Source organism: Devosia neptuniae (assembly GCF_025452235.1).
In the GTDB taxonomy this organism is placed as follows: Bacteria; Pseudomonadota; Alphaproteobacteria; order Rhizobiales; family Devosiaceae; genus Devosia.
On record NZ_CP104965.1, the window covers coordinates 790,695 to 809,431 of the forward strand.

Here is an 18,737-nt window from a genome sequence, read left to right on the forward strand (position 1 = left end):
GCTTAAACGTCCAGATCGGACAGCACCGACAGGAAGGCTTCGCCGTAGCGGTCGAGCTTGGCCTGGCCGACGCCGGGCAGGTTGAGGATGTCGTGCAGGTGGCGCGGGCGGGCCAGGGCCATGGCGCGCAAAGTGGTGTCGTGGAAGATCACGTAGGGCGGCACGCCCTGCTGCTTGGCGATGCGCAGGCGCTCGTCGCGCAGGGCATTGAAAATGGTCATGGCGGGTTCGGCCAATTGCACGGCATTGCTGAGGCGCTGGCGCACTTCGGCAGCCTTTTTGGGGCGATCCTTGCGCAGCGTCACCACGCGCTCGCGCTTGAACACGGCGCGGGCGCCCTCGCCCAGGGTCAGCGCGCCATGGGCGGCGTGATCGACGACGACGAGGCCAGAGGCGGTGAGCTGGCGCAAGACCGATTGCCAGGTTTTGTTGTCGAGGTCCTGCCCTTGGCCGAAGACGGCCTGTTTGTCATGGCCGAAGCGTTCGACCTTTTCGGTGGTTTTGCCGACCAGCACATCGATGACATGGGCGGCACCGAAGCGCTGGCCGGTGCGGTAGATGGCGGCCATGGCCTTGATGGCGGCTTCGGTGCCATCCCAGCTTTCGACGGGGGAGCGGCAGGTGTCGCAATTGCCGCAATTGCCGGCATGGCCTTCACCGAAATGGGCGAGGATGGCCTTGCGGCGGCATTCGGCGGTTTCGCAGACGCCGAGCAGCGCATTGAGCTTACTATGTTCGACGCGCTTGACCTCGTCGGGGGCATTGCCCTCGTCGATCATGCGGCGGCGCTGCACCACATCGGCCATGCCATAGCTCATCCAGGCTTCGGCGGGTTGGCCGTCGCGGCCGGCGCGGCCGGTTTCCTGGTAATAGGCTTCGATGGAGGCCGGCAGGTCCATATGGGCGACATAGCGCACATCGGGCTTGTCGATGCCCATGCCGAAAGCCACGGTGGCCACCATGCAGATGTTTTCTTCCTTGAGGAAAGCATCCTGATTGGCGCTGCGCCGCTCGGCCGAGAGCCCAGCATGATAGGGTAGAGCCGGAATGCCCTTGCCCGACAGCCAATCGGCAATGTCTTCGACCTTGGCGCGGGAGAGACAATAGACGATGCCTGAATTGCCCTTGTGGCCGGCAAGGAAGGCCAGCAATTGCTCGCGCGCCTTGTCCCGCTCGATGATGGAATAGGAGATATTGGGGCGATCAAAACTGGTCGAGAAGACCTGGGCGCCTTCGAGGCCCAGCCGCTCGATAATGTCTTCGCGCGTGGTCGGGTCGGCCGTGGCGGTGAGGGCGATACGCGGCACGCCGGGGAAAAGCTCGGTGAGTTGCGCCAGATCACGATATTCGGGGCGGAAATCGTGGCCCCATTGGCTCACGCAATGGGCCTCGTCGATGGCAAAGAGCGCGATATCGAGCCCTTCGACCATATTGCGGAAACCCTGGGTCGCGACGCGCTCGGGCGCCACATAGAGCAGGTCGAGTTCGCCGCGCCGCAATTGGCCGCGAACCTGGGCGGATTCCTCCTGGGTCATCGCCGAATTGAGGGCGGCGGCGGCGACACCGGCCTGGCGCAAAGCCTCGACCTGGTCGCGCATCAGAGCGATGAGCGGAGAGATGACAATGCCGACGCCGGGGCGGCAGATGGCGGGGATCTGGTAACAGGCCGATTTTCCCGCGCCAGTGGGGAAGAGCACGACGGCGTCGCCCCCGCCCACTACGTGGCGGACCACATCTTCCTGTTGGCCGCGGAAGCTTTTGTGGCCAAAAATATCGCGTAGCACATCGAGCGGGTCGCGGGGGGCGCCCCGGCCTACCGCGCCAAACAGGTCGATGCTCGAATCCAATGCGCTCACCCGGTTCTTGAATCACAGCCAAGGGGTGAGCCGCAAGGCAATCACGCGGCTGCGCTGGGGAAAGGGTCAATTCGCCTACTGGCGCGGCAGCGGTTTGCTGAGGAAGGGGGAATTGCGCAAGACGAAGCGCCAGGGGGTTTCGACGCCTTTGGTGATGCCGATGCGGGGGCCGGTGTTGATTTCGGCGGGTTCACCGGGGAGGAGTTGGAAGGGTGGCGTATCGAGGGGCATTCCATTGTGGGCGATGGTGACGCCCAGGGCCTGGCAGAGCTTGCCGGGGCCGGAGCAGAGTTGGCGGGTGGGCAGGCCGCCGCGGCGTTCGGACATGAGGTGGGCGCCGTGCGTGGGCTCGAGCGCGCGGATCAGCACGGCGCTGCCCGGCTGGCAGACGAAGTTCAGGCACCAGTGGATGCCGTAGATTTTGTAGACATAGGCATGGCCAGGCGGGCCAAACATGGCCGCATTGCGCGGGGTCGGGCCGTTGAACGTGTGCGAGGCCGGGTCGGTCTGGTCATAGGCCTCGACCTCGACGAGGGGACCGCCGACGCCGTCGACCAGGAGAATTGTGCCGATGAGGTCGCGGGCGACGTCGAGGACGGGGCGGTCGAAGAAGGTGGTTGAGATAGGCTGCATCAGTAGACCTCATGGTGAGCTTGTCGAACCACGAGGTCGTGCCCGCATCGTGCCACGACCTCGTCCTTCGACAGGCTCAGGATGAGGTCTACTGAGAGTGAGTCGATCCGAGCTCGCAACGGTTCACTGAGCTTTCCTAATCCACCCGCCCGCGGGCGTCGACATGGACGGTTTCGACCACCTGATTGCCGGAGATCAGCGTCACGCTGTCGAAGAGGTTCGACACCACGCAGGCGTGGTTGGGGATGATGCGGAGCTTTTCGCCGATGGCGGGTTTGGTGGGGCAATTGGTGAGGTCGATGGTGCCGTGCTCTTCGCTGAGGCCCACGATGACGGCGTCGGGATAGGCCTCGATCAGGCCGAAGCCGGTCATGCCCAATGTATCGCTGGTGAGGGCCTTGGAGCCGGCGTCGATGATGGCGCGGTTTTCGGTGGGGCGGCTGACCACGGTGGCCAGGACCGTCAGGGCGCAGTCGGCGAAGCTGCCGACATTTTTGGCGACCTGGAAGCGGTCCATATAGATATAGGTGCCGGGGCGGTGTTCGGTGGCGGCGATGACCTCGTGGGCGCGCCAGATATCGGGTGTGCCGCCATTGGAGATGACTTCTGGTGGCAGATTGGCGGCGGTGAGGGCCGCCTTGGCGTCGGCCAGCCATTTTGCATTGGCTTCCACCTGGCCGGCGGCGGGATAGGTCATGAGGCCGCCGAAATGGAGGCCCGGCGATGCGGCGATTTTTTGGGCCAGCGCGACGGCTTCGGCGGGTGATTGCACGCCGCAGCGGCCCATGCCGGTATCGCATTCGACCAGCACGGTCAGCGGCTTGGTTGCGCCGGCAAAGGTTGCGGAGAGACTGGCGACGGTCTGGGCGCTGTCGGCGGTGACGGCGATGTTGATGCGGGCAGCCAGGGCCTTGAGGCGGGCGAGTTTGGCGGGGCCGATAATGTTGTAGGGCAGGAAGATTTCGGTGATGCCGGCATCGGCCATCACCTCGGCTTCGCCCAGTTTTTGTACGGTAATGCCCACCGCGCCCAGCTCGATCGCGCGCTTGGCGAAGCGGGGCAATTTGTGGGTTTTGATATGGGGGCGGAGCTTGAGGCCATGGGTGTCGGCATAATCCTGTACGCGCTTGAGATTGGCCTCGACGCGGTCGAGATCAATCAGGACGGCGGGTGTATCGAGTTCGGCTATAGCGCTCATTTGCCCCTCAGAACTTCATCGACGAAACGCAGATTGCCGGCGGTGAGGCCGGCATCGACGGTCAATGTGGTGCCGGTGATGCCCGACGCCGCATCGGAGCACAGGAAGATGGCGGCATTGGCAACCTCCTGCGGCAGGACCATGCGGCCCAGCGGATAATGGGGCAGGACATTGTCGAGCACGGTCGGGTCGGCGGCGAGGCGATGATCCCAGGCGGGGGTGCGGACGGAGCCGGGGCAGATGGCATTGGCGCGGATGCCCTGGGCGCCGCGTTCGACGGCCAGCGCGCGCGCATAGGCAATGAGCCCGGCCTTGGCGGCGGAATAGGCGGGGTTGCCGAAATGGGCGAGCCCGTTGACCGACGAGATGAAAACCAGGCTCCCTGCCCCGCGCTGCGCCATGGCTGTGACGATGGGGTCGGTCATGGCATAGGCGCCATTGAGATTAATGGCGATCTCGGAGGCCCACACATCGTCGTCGAGATGCTCGAGGGATTCGGCGCGGGTGAAGCCGGCATTGGAAACGACCGCATCGGGGGCGCCGTGTTCGGCAATGTAGCGCTCGATGGCCGCCCGGGTGGCCGCGGGGTCGGAGAGTTCGAACAGCACCTGCCCGGCGAGGTCGAGCCCGGCGAGCAGATCCGCATCGCGATCGGCGCCGATGACATTGGCCCCGGCAGCGCGGAAGCCGGCGACCATGGAGCGGCCAATGCCGCCGCCGGCGCCTGATATCAGCACGGTCTTGCCGTCGAGACGAAAGGGGGAAGCGCTCATGGCGTCAGGGTCCCTTATAGGCGACACAGTCGATTTCGACCTTGCAGTCCACCATCATATGGCTCTGCACGCAGGCGCGGGCGGGCGGATGCTCGCCGAAATAGCTCTTGTAGATGGCGTTAAAGCTCCAGAAATCGCGCGGATCATCGAGCCAGACGCCGCAGCGCACGACATGTTCGAGACCGAAGCCGGCTTCGTCGAGAATGGCGATGACGTTCTTGATGGTCGCATGGGTCTGCTCGACAATGCCGCCATTGATGATCTCGCCATCCTTCATGGCGACCTGGCCGGAGACATAGAGCCAGCCGCCCGCTTCCACGGCCCGGGCGAAGGGCAGGTTCTGGCCGCCCGCCCCGGACTTTTCCGCACCATAACGTTTGATCGGCATGAAGAGGCTCCCTTGCTGGATTTTCTGAAAGGCAATTTCACTGCTGACGACTTTATCGACCCGAAACCGACATTTCTCGTGTAAAATGACGGCGCGAATGTAAATTTCTTACGTGATTGCTGGTTATGCCTTGTGCTAGCTTGGCATGGCAGCGCCCCGGTGGGGATGCTCTTTTTATTGTCATTTTGCGAGTTCCAAGTGCGCGTCTTTACCGCCGCCCTGGCCACCGAGACCAATACGTTTTCGCCTATAGCGATCGACAAGCGCGCTTTCGAGGCCTCGCTTTACGCCAAGCCGGGCGAGCATCCGGCGACGCCGACGCTGTGCAGCGCGCCGATCACGGTGGGCCGCGAGGTCTGTACGCAGCTGGGCTGGACGCTGATCGAGGGCAGCGCCAGCTGGGCGGACCCGGCGGGGCTGGTGGCGCGCACGACCTATGAGGATTTGCGCGACGAAATCCTTGACCAATTGCGAGCGGCCATGCCGGTGGATGGTGTGGTGCTGGGCCTGCATGGCGCCATGGTGGCGCAGGGCTATGACGATGTCGAAGGGGATTTGCTGGCGCGGGTGCGCGAGATTGTGGGGCCGGATGTGCTGGTCTGCGCCGAGCTTGATCCGCATAGCCATCTCACCGCCAAGCGGGTGGCGGCGGCTGATTTTTTCGTGGTGTTCAAGGAATTTCCCCATATCGACTTTGTCGATCGGGCGCGCGATCTGTGGTCGATCGCGGTGCGGGCGCTCAAGGGCGAGATCAGTCCGGTGATGAGCGTGTTCGATTGCCGGATGATCGATGTGTTCCCCACCTCCAAGGAGCCGATGCGCAGCTTTGTGGATCGGCTCTATGGGCTGGAAAAGAGCGAGGCGGGCGTGCTGTCGCTGTCGGTGGTGCATGGCTTCATGGCGGGCGATGTGCCGGAAATGGGCACCAAGGTCATTGCGGTGACGGATAACCAGCCGGAGACCGGCGCGGCTTTGGCGGAAAAGCTGGGGCGCGAGCTGTTTGCCATGCGTGGCACCTTCATGGTCGCCCAAGTGGATGAGCATGTGGCGGTGGATGTGGCTGTGGCCGCGACCAAGGGGCCGGTGGTGATTGCCGATGTATGGGACAATCCCGGCGGCGGGCCCGCGGGGGACGCCACGGTGATCCTGGGCGAGCTGATTGCGCGGGGCGTGACCGACGTGGCAGTGGGCACGATCTGGGACCCCATTGCGGTGCAGATCTGCATGGCGGCGGGCGAAGGGGCGGAAATCGCACTGCGTTTCGGGGCCAAATCGGCGCCGGATACGGGCTCGCCGATCGACAAGATCGTCACGGTGCGCAAGCTGGTGCCCAATGCCGAGATGCGGTTTGGCGAGAGCTTTGCGCCCTTTGGCGATGCGGCCTGGATCAGCTTTGACGGGATCGATGTGATCCTTAATTCGACGCGGGCTCAGAGTTTTGATCCGAGCCTCTTTTCAGCCATGGGAATCGAGCCGACATCGCGGAAGATATTGCTGATCAAATCGACCAACCACTTTTACGACTCGTTCTCGCGGATTGCGTCGGAGATTGTCTATTGCTCGGCGGGCAAGCCTTACCCCAATAGTCCGGCGACGACGCCCTATCGCAAGGCGCGGCGGGATATTTGGCCGATGGTGGAGAACCCTTGGGGGTGAGACCTTTCCCTTCTCCCCTTGATGGAGAAGGTGCCGCGTAGGGACACCGAATTCGCGAAGGCGAATTTCGGTTGGGATGCGGGGTCTCTTTCTACGCTTCTGGCATGGGATAACGCAGAACCCCTCACCCTCGAAAATCCGCTGAACGCGGATTTCCTATCCCTCTCCCTCAAGGGGAGAGGGGAAGAAAGATCACTCCTCGGCCCAATTGCCGTACATGATCGGCATCAGGCCCGCGAGCGCGCTGAAGCGGGTCCAGCTTTTGCGGTCGGGGAGGGTCCAGCCGGCTTCGGCGACGGCGGAGAGGCGGGGGAAGACCAGGCGGTCGAAAATGGCGCGGTCGGTCATGGATTCGCTCCAGATGCAGGCTTGCACGCCCAGCAGATGCTTGAGCTGGTGTTCGGTCCAGCCTTCGCGCGACTCGAATTCGTAGGTTTCCTGCGGGCCCGACCAGCCGGCCCAACCGGCGCCGGGTTCGGCCCAGGCCTGGCCATTGGCCATGTCGAGATAATAGCGCTGGCCGGGGGAAACGACCATGTCATAGCCGCGTTCGGCCAGGGCCGCGTTGATCTCGACATTGCGCCAGCCGATCAGGAAGGTCTTGGATTTGTCGACCTTGTCGCCATGGCCGGCTTCTTCCCAGCCGCCGGTAATGGCGCCCTTGGAGGCGATGATTTCGTGCACGCGGCGGATGAATTCGGACTGCAGGAGCGCGGTGGGCGAACCCTCGATTTCGTCGGCGCCGTGGTGATTGCCCAGGACGTTGAGCTGGGCTTCGTGCTTCTTGCGCAAAGCCGGGCCGCCGAGCTTTTCGATCATGTCCAGCGCCAGGGGCGAACCGGACCAGGCGGCGAGCGGGACTTCGTCGGCGCCCAGATGGAAGATACCGGCGGGGAACAGTTCGAGCACCTCGTCGATTACCTTTTCCATGAAGGTGTAGACCGGCTCATAGGCAGGGTTGAGGCTGTTATTGGGGAAGCCCTGCACCGATTGGTATTCGCCGATCTCGTTGGGATCGCGCAATTGCGGGAGGGATTGCAGCACGGCATAGGAATGGCCGGGCACGTCGATTTCGGGGATCACGGTGATGGCAAGGCTATCGGCCAGAGCCACGATTTCGCGCACGACGGGTTTGGAATAATAGCCGCCGGTCGGCTGCGGGCCGGAGCCCAATAGCGGCGGCAGGGCCTTGCCGTGGCCGCGCCAGGCGCCGATTTCGGTCAGTTCGGGATAGGCATCGATTTCCAAGCGCCAGGCTTCGTCTTCGCTGAGGTGCCAGTGGAACTTGTTGAGCTTGTTCCAGGCCATGAGCCTGATGAGGCGGCTGACTTCGGCACCGGTATAGAACTGGCGCGCCACGTCGAGATGGCAGCCGCGATAGGTGAAGCCGGGCTCGTCGGTGATAGTGCCGCCGGTGGGGAAGAGGAAGGTCTGGGGGTAGAGCTTGGCGCCGCGCAGGATGTGGCCCAGGGTGACCAGGCCGTAGAACATGCCCTGGCGGGTGGTAGCGGAAACGGTGGCGGCATTGTCGGCGAAGCTGACTTCATAGGCTTCGGCGCCGAGGCCCAGCTTGTGCACGATCTGCACCGGCATGCCGGCTTCGGAGGCGGGGCGGACGATGGCTTCGACGGGGAAGAGGTCGGCGACCAGGGTTGCGAAGGCGGCGGCGGCTTTGGACGCATCCTCGCCCTGCGGTTGCAAGTCGAAGCCGGGCGGGACGATGCGGGCGCCGGTGGTGGCGACGGATTTGGGCCAGGGGATGATCGAGACGGGAACCGGCGCCTTGGCGGGCACCTTGAACTTCGCCGCGCCCTTGAGCAGCGGAGAATTGTGGCCCTTGCCCTGGGTGGGGGCGGTGGGCAGGGTGATGATGGTGCCGTCGGCGAGGGCCACATAGCCGGAATTGGCGCCGTCGCTCCAATGGCGCAAGCCATAGGAGAGGCCGCGGGCAATGGCTTTCCAGGTTTGGCCGGGTTCGAGCACGAGGCCGTCGGGGGGCGCAATCAGGGTGTGGTTGGAGAGGCGCTTGAGCAGCTTGCCGTTTTCGAGCGTGGCGTGCGGATCGATACGGGCGGGGCCGGAAAAGCCCAGTGTAAAGTCCTTGAGCGCGGTGTCGCCATTATTGGTGAGCTCGATGCCGTAAGCGAGGCTTTCGCCTTCGCTGGCAGGGGTCCAGGTGGTTACGAGCGACAAAGAATGGCCGGCAGTCATGGCATTATCCCGATGGCAAGGAGTGGAAGGAAAGCTCAGTCCCCGAGAGGCTGGGCGTCGTCGCCGTCGCGATTGACGACGAGCTGATGCTTGATGCGCCGCATGCTGGCGACGGCGGACGGGCCAAGGCGGGTGGCGACCGTCTGGGCCAGCACGTCGACCGTGGCCAAAAAGGCGTAGCGGCCGGGCGTTGGGCGCAGGATATCGATGTTCTCGTGCCAATTGACCGGCAGCAGGATGTCGGATTGGGCCGAGACCATGGAGGATGAGCGGGTGACCACGATGCGGGTCAGGCCATATTCACCGGCCACGGTGAGCGTCTTGGCCAGCTGCGCATTATTGCCGGAAAGCGAAAAGGCGACGATGACCGTACCGGGCGGGGCGGAGGCGGCGCGCATCATCTGCAATTGATGATCTTCGGTGGAGGCGACCCGCAGGCCCAGGCGGAACAGGCGCGTTTCGATTTCGCCGGCCATCATCGAGGAGGCGCCGCCCGAGCCGAAGGCCAGCACGAAATTAGACTTGGCAATGGCTTCACCGGCGCGTTCGACGGCAGCGAAATCGAGATGTTCGAAGGTTTCGTAGATGATGGACTGGATGCCGTTGACGACGCCCTGGGCGATTTCGCGCACATTGGAGGGGCTGGCGGCGGGCGAGAAATAGCGCTGCCCGACAAAGCGGGACTGGGCCAGCCGCACCTTGAAATCGGCATAGCTGTCGCAGCCCAGACGCCGGCAGAAGCGGGTGACGGTGGGCGGGGAGACATCGGCCTGCGCCGCCAGATCGACGATGGACATTTTGAGCACGCTGTCGACATCGGCGAGCACGATCTCGGTCAGAGCGCGCTCCGACCGCGTGAACGCGTTCTTTTCGGTCTGCAACAGACCGACGATATCCAACATGCTGCTCTCCCCCGACTCTTAAAGGCCTCTCAGTAAACGGCCAGGCCCTTTTCGTCGAACAGATGCGCCTGATGAATGGCAAAGCCCATTTTGGTGGGCTGGCCTTCTGCCACTTTGGGGTCGCCTTCGAACAGGGCGACGAAGTTTTCTCCGGCGGGCAGGTTGGCGTAGCTGACGGTGTGGATGCCCAGATGCTCGACGATCTTGGGCGTGATGGTGAGGGCGAAATCGCCGCCCTCCAGCGTCAGGTGCTCGGGGCGGATGCCCAGCGTGACCGACTGGCCATGGATTGCCTTGGACTGGCGCGGCAGGGCGATGGTGCCCAATTCGCCCAGATCGACCGTGACGGTCTCGCCATCGGCCGAGGTCACATTGCCGTTGATGAAATTCATCTTGGGGCTGCCGATAAAGCCGGCGACGAAGATATTGTCGGGCTTGTGATAGAGCTGGAGCGGGGAGCCCACCTGGGCGATCACGCCGGCATCGAGCACGACGATCTTGTCGGCCATGGTCATGGCCTCGACCTGATCGTGGGTGACGTAGATCATGGTGGAACCCAGGCGCTTGTGCAGTTCCATCAGCTCGATGCGCATTTCCGAGCGGAGCGCGGCGTCGAGATTGGACAAAGGTTCGTCGAACAGGAAAATCTTGGGCTGGCGCACGATGGCACGGCCGATGGCAACGCGCTGGCGCTGGCCGCCTGAGAGCATGCCGGGGCGATGTTGCAGGCGCGGCTCGAGCTGCAGCACCTTGGCAGCGGCATGCACGCGCTTGTCGACTTCGGCCTGGGGCAGCTTTTCGACGCGCAGCGGGAAGGCAATGTTTTCGTAGACGGTCATATGCGGGTAGAGCGCATAGGACTGGAACACCATGGCAATGCCGCGCTGCACGGGGGGCAGATCATTGACGACCTTGCCGCCAATGGAAATCTCGCCGGCGCTGACATCTTCGAGCCCGGCAATCATGCGCAGCAGGGTGGATTTGCCGCAGCCGGAGGGGCCGACAAAGACGACGAACTCGCCCTCGGACACCTCGAGGTCGATCCCCTTGATGATTTTGGCTTCGTTGAAGCTTTTCTCAAGGTGCTTGAGGCTGAGCTGGGACATGGCGTTGCGTCTCCGGGCGGCGGGGCGGTTCCCGCGGGCGGGTAGAAAGGGTGTCGGGATGGCCGCCGCCCGAAGGCGACGGCCGAACTTCAGGCTTACTTGTACTGCTCGAGTTCGCCGGCAGCCGTGGTGAGGGCAGCGGCGGGCTCGGCGGCGCCGGTCACGACGGACTGCACCATTTCGATCATCACGTTCTGCAGGCCGACATAGTCGGTCAGCAGCGGCTCGGGACCACCGAATTCGATGCCGTCGAGGAAGGGCGCCCAATAGGGCTTCTCGGCGAGCAGTTCGGCGGTCTGGGGCTCAAGCGGGCGGAGCGGGGTCAGGCCCTGGGCCATTTCGGCAGCCCATTGGCGTTCGCCCGAAGTCAGGTATTTGGCAAGGCTGGTGGCCTGCTCTTCAACGCCCGAGCCCTTGAACACGGCCAGCGAGTCGGTGATCAGCAGGGTGCCCGGACCCTTGGCGGATGGGCCAAGCGGCAGGGCGGCAACGCCCCAGTTCATGCCGGCTTCGGTGGCCAGATTGGCGGCGTTGGGCGAAGCATGGATCATGCCCAGCGTGCCGTCGAGCCAGATGGCGCGCACTTCGTTCTGCTCGTACGCGGTCGGGCCTTCTTCGGAATAGGCCGAGATGTCCTTGAGCGCGGTGAGGGCTTCCAGGTTCTGCGGCGAGTCGAGCACGATATTGCCATCGGCATCGATGACCTGGCCGTCATTGGTGTAAACCCAATGGAGGAACTGGTGCATGGTGTTGTCGAAGGTCTTGGCGACGACGCCGAAACCGTCAAAGTCGGTATTGTCTTCGATCTGCTTGGCGAAGGCGATCTCTTCCTCCCAGGTCTTGGGCGGGACCTCCGGGTCGAGCCCGGCAGCCTTGAAGACATCCTTGTTCCAGTAGAAGGCCTTGGTCGAGAAGGCGACCGGGACGCCCCACTGGGTGCCGTCGAAGGTGACGGTATCGGGCACGTAATTGTAATAGCCGGCCTTTTCCTCGTCGGTCATCGGCACGGGGACGATGAGATCGTTGAGGGCGAACTGCTTGAGGGTGCGCGAGCCGACATAGGCCAGCGCGACGGGCGTGCCGGCGGCAGCGAGCGTGGTCACCTTATCCTGGCACTGGCCCCAGCCCACGACTTCGGGCACGACCTTGAAGCCCGGATTTTCGGCTTCCCATTCCTTGAAATAGTCGGCGTAGCCTGCCGTGAGTTCGTCACCGCAGTTGATGAAGCTGATTTCCTTGACGTCCTGGGCGAATGAAGCGGGTGCCGAGGCCGCCAGGGCCAGCAGCGACACCGCGATTAGGCCGGTCGTTTTTTGCACTTTGTAGTCTCCCTTGTTGCACGCCCCGAAGAGCGCCTTCCCTCGGAGCAGGACCGAAATCCCGCTCCAAACTTGACAGCCTGACGGACCCTTCTTCCGCCCGGCCTTCCCCTATTGCTTCACGGCACCGGCGGTGAGGCCGGCGACGAGATAGCGCTGCAGGAACACGATGACGATCATGACCGGCAGGATTCCGACGAAACTGGCCGCCATCAACTCGTTCCACTGCACTTCCTGCTTGCCGAAAAAGGCGAAGAGCCCAACCGGCAGCGGCATGAATTCAGTCCGGGAATTGAAGGTCAGCGCGAAGATGAATTGCTGGGCATAGGCGCCGATGAAGGTCATGATCGCGACCACGACAATGCCCGGCATAGCCAGCGGCAGGATGACCCGGCGCAGGGTATATAGGCGGGACGCGCCATCGACCCAGGCGGCTTCGTCCAGCTCGCGCGGAATGCGCATCATATAGGTGCGCAACAGCCAGATGGACGAGGGAATGAGGAAAGCGGCGCCCGGCACGATCATGGCCCAATAGGTGTTGAGCAGCATCAGCTGTCGCATCAGGCGGAACAGCGGGATCAGCAGCACGGCGCCCGAGAACATGTTGACGGCCAGGAACATGCCCAGCAGGAGCCCGGACCCGGCAAACTGGAAGCGGGCAAAGGCATAGGCGGCCGGCACCACGATGATGACGACGATCAGCGTCACCACCGAGGAGATGAAGAAGGAATTGAAGATGTGCATGCCCAGCATGGGCACCGAGCGCCACATCTGGAAATAGGCGTCGAACGAGCCGTTCTGCGGAATGAAGTTATAGGGCGTGGAGAACAGCTGGCTCAGCGGCTTGAGCGAGACCAGGAAGCCTTCGATGAAGGGGGCCAGCACAAAGAACAGGAACACGGCCATGCCGGCATAGAGGGCGACGACCTCATACCACTTATAGCGGTCGATCATAGCCTTGGTGGAGCGGGCGCGCGGGCGGGTGGTGACCTGCGCCATGGCGCTAGCACTGGTGGCCAGGGGATTGGCGCCCGGGGGCAAAGCGGAGCTTGAGTTATCGGCACTCATTTGGCTTCTCCCTGCGAGAGTTTGCGGACCGCCCGGAAATAGACGAGGCAGAAGATCGACACGAAAATGCAGATCACCACGGCGCGGGCGGCGCCTTCGCCATATTTGCGGGAGCCGATGGCCGTCTTGTAGGTATCGATGATCATGGTGGTGGTGGAGCCGGACGGGCCGCCCTGGGTCAGGATCCAGATGATATCGAAGGAATTGAAAGTGGCGATCAGGCTGAGCAAGCTCATGGTCAGCATGGCCGGCATCATCAAAGGCAGGGTGATGCGGCGGAAGCGATAGGACCGGGATGCACCATCGGTCCAGGCGGCTTCATAGAGATCCTTGGGAATGGATTGTATGGCGGCCAGCAGATAGATGGTGACCATGGGCACCCCGATCCACACATCAGTGACGATGGTGGCCCAGAAGGCCGAGCTACCTTGCGCCAGGATCGGCCATGGCTTGCTGATGATGCCGAAATTCTGCAACAGGCCGGAAATCATGCCGAACTGGCCGTTATACATCCAGCCCCACATGAAAATGCCGATCGCCATGGGCACGATCCAGGGCGGCATGGTGAGAATGCGGAACACGGTCTGGCCGGGGATGGCGGCATTGAGCAGGGTAGCGCCCAAAGTGCCGATGATCATCTTGGTGGCGACCGAGAAGAAGGTCCAGATGAAGGTGCGCAGGATGACTTCAGTGAAATTGCCGGCGCCGAAAATGCGTTGATAATTGGCCCAGCCGACGAAATCATAGGTCGGGCGGAGGGCCGCATTGGTGAAGCTGAGGACCACCGTGTCGAACAGCGGATAGGCAACGATGATCAGGATGTAGATGAGGGCGGGAGCCAGTAAGGCCAGAGCGAAGAGGGAAGCGCTGCGAGTACCGGTCATCTACCTGCTCCTCAGCTCGCTCGGCCTAAAGCCGCATCGAATTGTTGCCAGATGGGCGTCATGTCCACCACCGATCGGCTCGCCATCGCCTTGTCCATGGAGAGCGCCAAGAGGCCCGCCTCCAATGCGTCCGTGACCGAGACCGGCAGGGGCGCGCCGTCCACGATATGCTTGAGAATATCTTCGGCCATCTGCTCGTCGGCGCCATAGTGCTGGCTGAGGCCGCTGGTCTTGTAGGTCGTGTCAACGAGGCGCTCGGACGTGCGCGAGTCCGTGACACGCAGGAAATTGCGGATGAAATCGCCTTCGGCCATGCCCTTGGCTCCCATCACTGCGAAGCGGCGGAAATCGTCTGGCACGTTCAGATTGGTATGAAAGGTCAGCGCGGCGCCATTTTCATATTGCACCATTGCCGTCTGGAAATCGATGATGTCGCCATCGCTGTCGAACACCTTGTCGCTACCCTGCCAGCCGGAGGGCTTGCGATGGTAGACTTCCATGTCGTTGATGCCCGTAACCTGGGGCGCATTCTTGGGCACGAAAGTGCGGCGGCCGCCAAAGCTGGAGACATATTTGGGGCGGCAGCCCATGACGCCATTATAGAGATCGAGATCATGGCAGCATTTTTCGAGCATGAAGCTGCCCGAATATTTCTCGTAGCGGCGCCAGTCGCGCATGAAGAAAGCGCCGTGATAGGGCGGGATATGCTCGGAGGCCTCGATGGAGGTGATGTCGCCCAATTGGCCCTCGGCCTGGGCCTTGCGCAGGTCCACATAGAGCGGGGCATAGCGCAGCACGAGACCGACCATCAGATTGTCGGAGCCGTATTGGGCGATCAGCTCGGCCAGCGCCATGGTGTCTTCGACTGAGGTGACCACCGGCTTTTCGGTGAAAATCTTGAGGCCGCGTTCGAGCCCGATGCGGATATGGCCGAGATGGAGGTGATTGGGCGAACCGACCATCAGCAGGTCGAGCTGCTCATTGTCGAGCATGGCCTCGAGGCTATCATATTGCTTGCCGACATTGACGCCGTGCTCGGTGGCATAGGGCAGGCCAGCCGGGGCGGGATCGACATAGCCGACGATGTTGAAATCGTCGCGCGCCACGGAGAACACCCGTGCCAGATAACCCAGACGATAGCCCAGACCGATAATGCCAACCCGCATAGATATACGCCCATCCTGTTCCCGCCATTCTCTGTTGGACTGGTCGGGTTTTCTGTAAACTATTTTCAAGATTAGGATCGTTCCGAACAGGATGTCAACACGAATCCGACACATCCACAATACCAATCTAGACCGCAGGTGGGCTTGCCCAAACCGGCGCCATTCTGCTGAAAACCTGAGCGATTTCACCGATTTTTCCGCATTTTTCGCTGTGGACAAGCGTGCCGGAAAAAGGCAGCATGCTCGGATTGGTATCTATGTACGTGCCTCAAAGCGGGCTTCGCACGGATGTCAGAAATGAAAATTTATAACAGAGTCAGGCAGAATCCCCGGCATTTGCCGCAGCGGCCTGCCTGAGGCCCGGGAGAGAGCCAGATGAGCCACACCACCAACCCCTTCCCCCATGACCCCGACCGCGGCGCGATCTGGACCATGCTGGTCGAGCGCGATATCGACGCCTTTGTCAGCGCCGACTGGAGCATGGTGGATGGCGACTTCGTGCGCGAGGGATTTCTGGGCATCAATGGCGGTGGCTCGGACAATCCCGATAGCTGGAAAATCGGCTTCCCGACGCTGGAGGCCTATCGCGACGAATGGCTGCGCCAGGCGGCAGAAAGCCAGAAGGTAAAATACGCGGAGGATCAGCGCCTCGCCATTTTCCGCAACACGACGCTGCAGCATATCGAGATCAATGGCGACATCGCCATCGCGCACAAGAAATTCGACGGCACGATCGCGCTGGCCGATGGCCGCAAGGAAATCATGAACTGGCAGACGCTGTATTTCTGCCGCAAGGTGGCCGGCGCCTGGAAGCTGACGGGCTTTGCCGGCTACCTCCCCTTCCCCATGGGCACTCCGCGAAAAGGCTGAACGACAATGGGGGGATGGAGCGTTCAGCGGCTGACCATGCTGGTGTTTTTCCTGCAGCCGATCGCGTTCGGCTCGTGGCTGCCGCGGATTCCGGATGTGCAGCAGGCGCTGGGGCTGGGGCCGGCGGCTTTGGCCTTTACGCTATTGGGCCTGCCCTGCGGCACGCTGCTGACGCTGCCCTTTGCCGGGCCGCTGGTCGGCAAGATCGGACCGCGGGCGGCAATTCTCTACGGCTTTTTCTTCTACGCTATCGCGGTCAGCCTGCCAGCCTTTGCGCCCAATCCGACGCTGCTGTTCGTGGCGCTGATGCTGGCCGGCTCGTCGATCTCGTTTCTTGAGCTGGGCCTCAATGTGCAGGCCGATGCGGTGGAGAAATCCACGGGCTCGCTGATCATGACCAAATCGCATGGTTTCTGGTCGGTGGGGATCATGGTGGGGAGCCTGATTGGCTCTGCGCTGGCGGCGATTGGGCTGGCGCCGCATTGGGCGATTTTGCTGGTGGCGGCGATCAATCTGCCGCTGGGCGTGATCGTGGCGCTGCTTCTGCCTCTGGTCGCGCCGGAAGGCGAAACGAAGACCGAAGGACAGCGCTCGGCCTGGGCCATGCCGAGCTGGGCGCTGCTGGGCATCTGCTTTTTCGTGTTCGGCATTACCATGACCGAGGGGGCAATGGCCGATTGGTCGGCGGTGTTCCTGCGCGAAGCGTTGGGCGCCGATGGCGGGCTGGCCGGTCTGGGTTATTCAGTGTTCGCCTTCATGGTGGCCACCGGGCGGTTTGGCGGGGACACGCTCAAGGCGCGGTTCGGGGCGGTCAATACGGCCCGCATTTGCGGCACGCTAGCATTGGCGGGGGCGGCGATCCTGTTCATTGCGCCCAATACGATTGCAGCCCTGTTCGGCTTTGCCATCATTGGCTTGGGCGTTTCGGTGGGCTTCCCACTGGCGGTGACAGCGGCGGCGAGCCTGACCGATCGGCCCTCCTCGTCCAATGTGGCGGTCTTGTCCTTCGTGGCGCTGTGCGGGTTCCTGATCGGCCCGCCGGTGATCGGCTTTATTGCCGAGCATGCCAATATGCGGCTGGGCCTGTTGGCGCTGGTGCCGGTGCTGCTTGTGAGCCTGCTGCTGACCGGGCGGCTGATGGTCAAGCAGCGGGCGGCGGATCACAATCCTGAAGCGGAAATTCCTGGAGTTCTTTGAGATGCGCATTGCCGTTGCCGGGCTGCATACCGAATGCAGCACCTATAATCCCGTGCTGGCGCGCGAGGCCGATTTTCGCGTATTGCGCGGCCCCGGCATGCTCAAGGATGCCTATTTCGATTTCCTGACGCATTTTCCGGCCGAGTTCATCACCATCCTGCATGCCCGCGCCATTGCCGGCGGGCCGGTGGAGCGCGGGATTTATGAGCGCTGGAAGGGTGAGATTCTTGAGGGGCTGAAGCAGGCCTTGCCGCTGGATGGGGTGTACCTCGCCATGCATGGCGCCATGTTTGTCGAGGGCATGTTCGACGCCGAGGGGGATTTCATTGCGGCGGTGCGGGCAGTGGTCGGGCCGGATGTGCTGATTGCGGCGAGTTATGATCTACATGGCAATGTCAGCCAGCGCATTGTCGATAGCCTGGATATTTTCTCCACCTATCGCACGGCGCCGCATATCGACGTGCCGGACACGATGCGCCGGGCGGTGACCATGCTGGTGCGGGCACTGCGGAGTGGGCAGCGGCCGGCCATCGTCTGGGCGCCGGTGCCGGTGCTGCTGCCGGGTGAGCGAACCAGTACTCAGGACGAGCCGGCGCGCAGTTTTTATACGCAATTGCAGGAGACCGAGGACCCGACCGGCATCTGGGATGCTTCGTTCCAGGTTGGCTATGTCTGGGCGGATGAGCCGCGGGCGACGGCTTGCGCGGTGATTACCGGCACGGACCGGGCGGCCATGGAAAAAGCTGCCTCGGCTTTGGCGCAGAATTATTGGGATATTCGGAGCGAGTTCGTCTTTGGCACCAAGACGGGCAGTATCGAGGAATGCGTTGATTGGGCTGTGACGTCGGTGAGTGGGCCGGTGGTGCTGGCGGAGTCGGGGGATAATCCGACCGGCGGCGGGGTGGGTGACCGGGCCGAAGTGCTGGCGGCGCTGATTGCCCGGAATGCGCAGGGCGTGGTGTTTGCCGGCATTGCCGACAGGGCGGCGACCGAAGCGGCTTATGCGGCGGGTGTCGGGGCGAAAGTCCAGCTCAAGATTGGTGGGAGTCTTGATCGCAGCAGCGTGCCGGTCACAGCGGAAGCCGAAGTGGTGTTCCTGCTGGAGACGGGTGAGGAGCGGCTGCGCGAGGCGGTGGTGCGGATTGGCGGGATCGATCTGGTGCTGACGGTGCGCCGGCGGCCATTTCACAATATTCCCGATTTCACGCGGCTGGGGCTTGATCCGCGGACGGCGAAAATTGTCGTGGTCAAATCAGGCTATCTGTCGCCCGATCTGGGGCCGATCGCCAATCCGAGCCTGATGGCGCTATCGCCGGGCGTGGTGGATCAGTTTGTCGAGCGGCTGGTGCGCAACCATAAAAGCGTCGCGCAATATCCGTTCGATAGGGAATTTGCCTATGCGCCGACGCCGATCTGGTCGGCACGGGCTTAGGCTGAAGCTGCGATCTGCCTCCCTCCCCCTTGAGGGGAGGGATTGAGGGTGGGGGTTCTGTATTCTCCACCGGCATCA

16 protein-coding genes are annotated in these 18,737 nt (G+C 62.8%); 4 read left to right on the top strand and 12 right to left on the bottom strand.

Annotated features, from left to right (window positions below):
- Positions 1-2: 2 nt before the first annotated feature.
- The 5 genes from recQ to N8A98_RS06370 form a co-directional block, all read right to left on the bottom strand.
- Positions 3-1,847 (bottom strand): DNA helicase RecQ, encoded by a 1,845-nt coding sequence (gene recQ / locus N8A98_RS06350; protein ID WP_262170032.1) that lies wholly within the window; start codon positions 1,845-1,847, stop codon positions 3-5.
- Between the two features lie 84 nt (positions 1,848-1,931).
- A complete protein-coding gene (locus N8A98_RS06355; RefSeq protein ID WP_262170034.1) occupies positions 1,932-2,489 on the bottom strand; it encodes a DNA-3-methyladenine glycosylase in 558 nt (185 codons plus the stop codon).
- A 136-nt stretch (positions 2,490-2,625) separates the two neighbouring features.
- Complete coding sequence (locus tag N8A98_RS06360; protein WP_262170035.1) at positions 2,626-3,687, bottom strand: D-TA family PLP-dependent enzyme; 1,062 nt, start codon at positions 3,685-3,687, stop codon at positions 2,626-2,628.
- Positions 3,684-4,460, bottom strand: a complete 777-nt coding sequence (locus N8A98_RS06365) for an SDR family oxidoreductase (RefSeq protein ID WP_262170037.1) — start codon at positions 4,458-4,460, stop codon at positions 3,684-3,686. The genes N8A98_RS06360 and N8A98_RS06365 overlap by 4 nt, the downstream gene beginning before the upstream one ends.
- Positions 4,461-4,464: 4 nt before the next feature.
- Positions 4,465-4,848, bottom strand: coding sequence for a RidA family protein (locus N8A98_RS06370; protein ID WP_262170039.1), 384 nt, complete (start codon positions 4,846-4,848; stop codon positions 4,465-4,467).
- A gap of 198 nt (positions 4,849-5,046) precedes the next feature.
- On the opposite strand from N8A98_RS06370, the gene N8A98_RS06375 reads away from it, so the two are divergent.
- On the top strand, positions 5,047-6,504 hold the full coding sequence (locus tag N8A98_RS06375) for a M81 family metallopeptidase (RefSeq protein ID WP_262170040.1): 1,458 nt from the start codon (positions 5,047-5,049) through the stop codon (positions 6,502-6,504).
- A gap of 192 nt (positions 6,505-6,696) precedes the next feature.
- Here the strand turns inward: N8A98_RS06375 and N8A98_RS06380 are convergent, their stop codons facing one another.
- The 7 genes from N8A98_RS06380 to N8A98_RS06410 form a co-directional block, all read right to left on the bottom strand.
- Positions 6,697-8,715 carry a beta-N-acetylhexosaminidase gene (locus tag N8A98_RS06380; protein ID WP_262170042.1) on the bottom strand — a complete coding sequence of 673 codons (2,019 nt, stop codon included), beginning with the start codon at positions 8,713-8,715 and terminating at the stop codon, positions 6,697-6,699.
- 35 nt (positions 8,716-8,750) lie between these two features.
- Positions 8,751-9,617, bottom strand: a complete 867-nt coding sequence (locus N8A98_RS06385; RefSeq protein ID WP_113121356.1) for a MurR/RpiR family transcriptional regulator — start codon at positions 9,615-9,617, stop codon at positions 8,751-8,753.
- Between the two features lie 29 nt (positions 9,618-9,646).
- On the bottom strand, positions 9,647-10,723 hold the full coding sequence (locus tag N8A98_RS06390; RefSeq protein ID WP_262170044.1) for an ABC transporter ATP-binding protein: 1,077 nt from the start codon (positions 10,721-10,723) through the stop codon (positions 9,647-9,649).
- A gap of 95 nt (positions 10,724-10,818) precedes the next feature.
- Positions 10,819-12,021 carry an extracellular solute-binding protein gene (locus tag N8A98_RS06395; RefSeq protein ID WP_262171903.1) on the bottom strand — a complete coding sequence of 401 codons (1,203 nt, stop codon included), beginning with the start codon at positions 12,019-12,021 and terminating at the stop codon, positions 10,819-10,821.
- 132 nt (positions 12,022-12,153) lie between these two features.
- Positions 12,154-13,041 carry a carbohydrate ABC transporter permease gene (locus N8A98_RS06400; RefSeq protein ID WP_113121418.1) on the bottom strand — a complete coding sequence of 296 codons (888 nt, stop codon included), beginning with the start codon at positions 13,039-13,041 and terminating at the stop codon, positions 12,154-12,156.
- A gap of 65 nt (positions 13,042-13,106) precedes the next feature.
- Positions 13,107-13,994, bottom strand: coding sequence for a carbohydrate ABC transporter permease (locus N8A98_RS06405; RefSeq protein WP_262170045.1), 888 nt, complete (start codon positions 13,992-13,994; stop codon positions 13,107-13,109).
- Positions 13,995-14,005: 11 nt separating this feature from the next.
- Positions 14,006-15,160 carry a Gfo/Idh/MocA family protein gene (locus N8A98_RS06410; RefSeq protein WP_262170047.1) on the bottom strand — a complete coding sequence of 385 codons (1,155 nt, stop codon included), beginning with the start codon at positions 15,158-15,160 and terminating at the stop codon, positions 14,006-14,008.
- 375 nt (positions 15,161-15,535) lie between these two features.
- Here N8A98_RS06410 and N8A98_RS06415 point away from each other — a divergent pair, with 375 nt between their 5' ends.
- The 3 genes from N8A98_RS06415 to N8A98_RS06425 are packed head-to-tail and all read left to right on the top strand — an operon-like array spanning position 15,536 to position 18,659.
- Positions 15,536-16,030, top strand: a complete 495-nt coding sequence (locus N8A98_RS06415; protein ID WP_262170048.1) for a hypothetical protein — start codon at positions 15,536-15,538, stop codon at positions 16,028-16,030.
- A 36-nt stretch (positions 16,031-16,066) separates the two neighbouring features.
- Entirely contained in the window at positions 16,067-17,227 is a 1,161-nt protein-coding gene (locus N8A98_RS06420; protein ID WP_262170049.1) for an MFS transporter, read from the top strand.
- A 1-nt stretch (position 17,228) separates the two neighbouring features.
- Positions 17,229-18,659 (top strand): M81 family metallopeptidase, encoded by a 1,431-nt coding sequence (locus N8A98_RS06425; protein WP_262170050.1) that lies wholly within the window; start codon positions 17,229-17,231, stop codon positions 18,657-18,659.
- Positions 18,660-18,737: the final 78 nt, after the last annotated feature.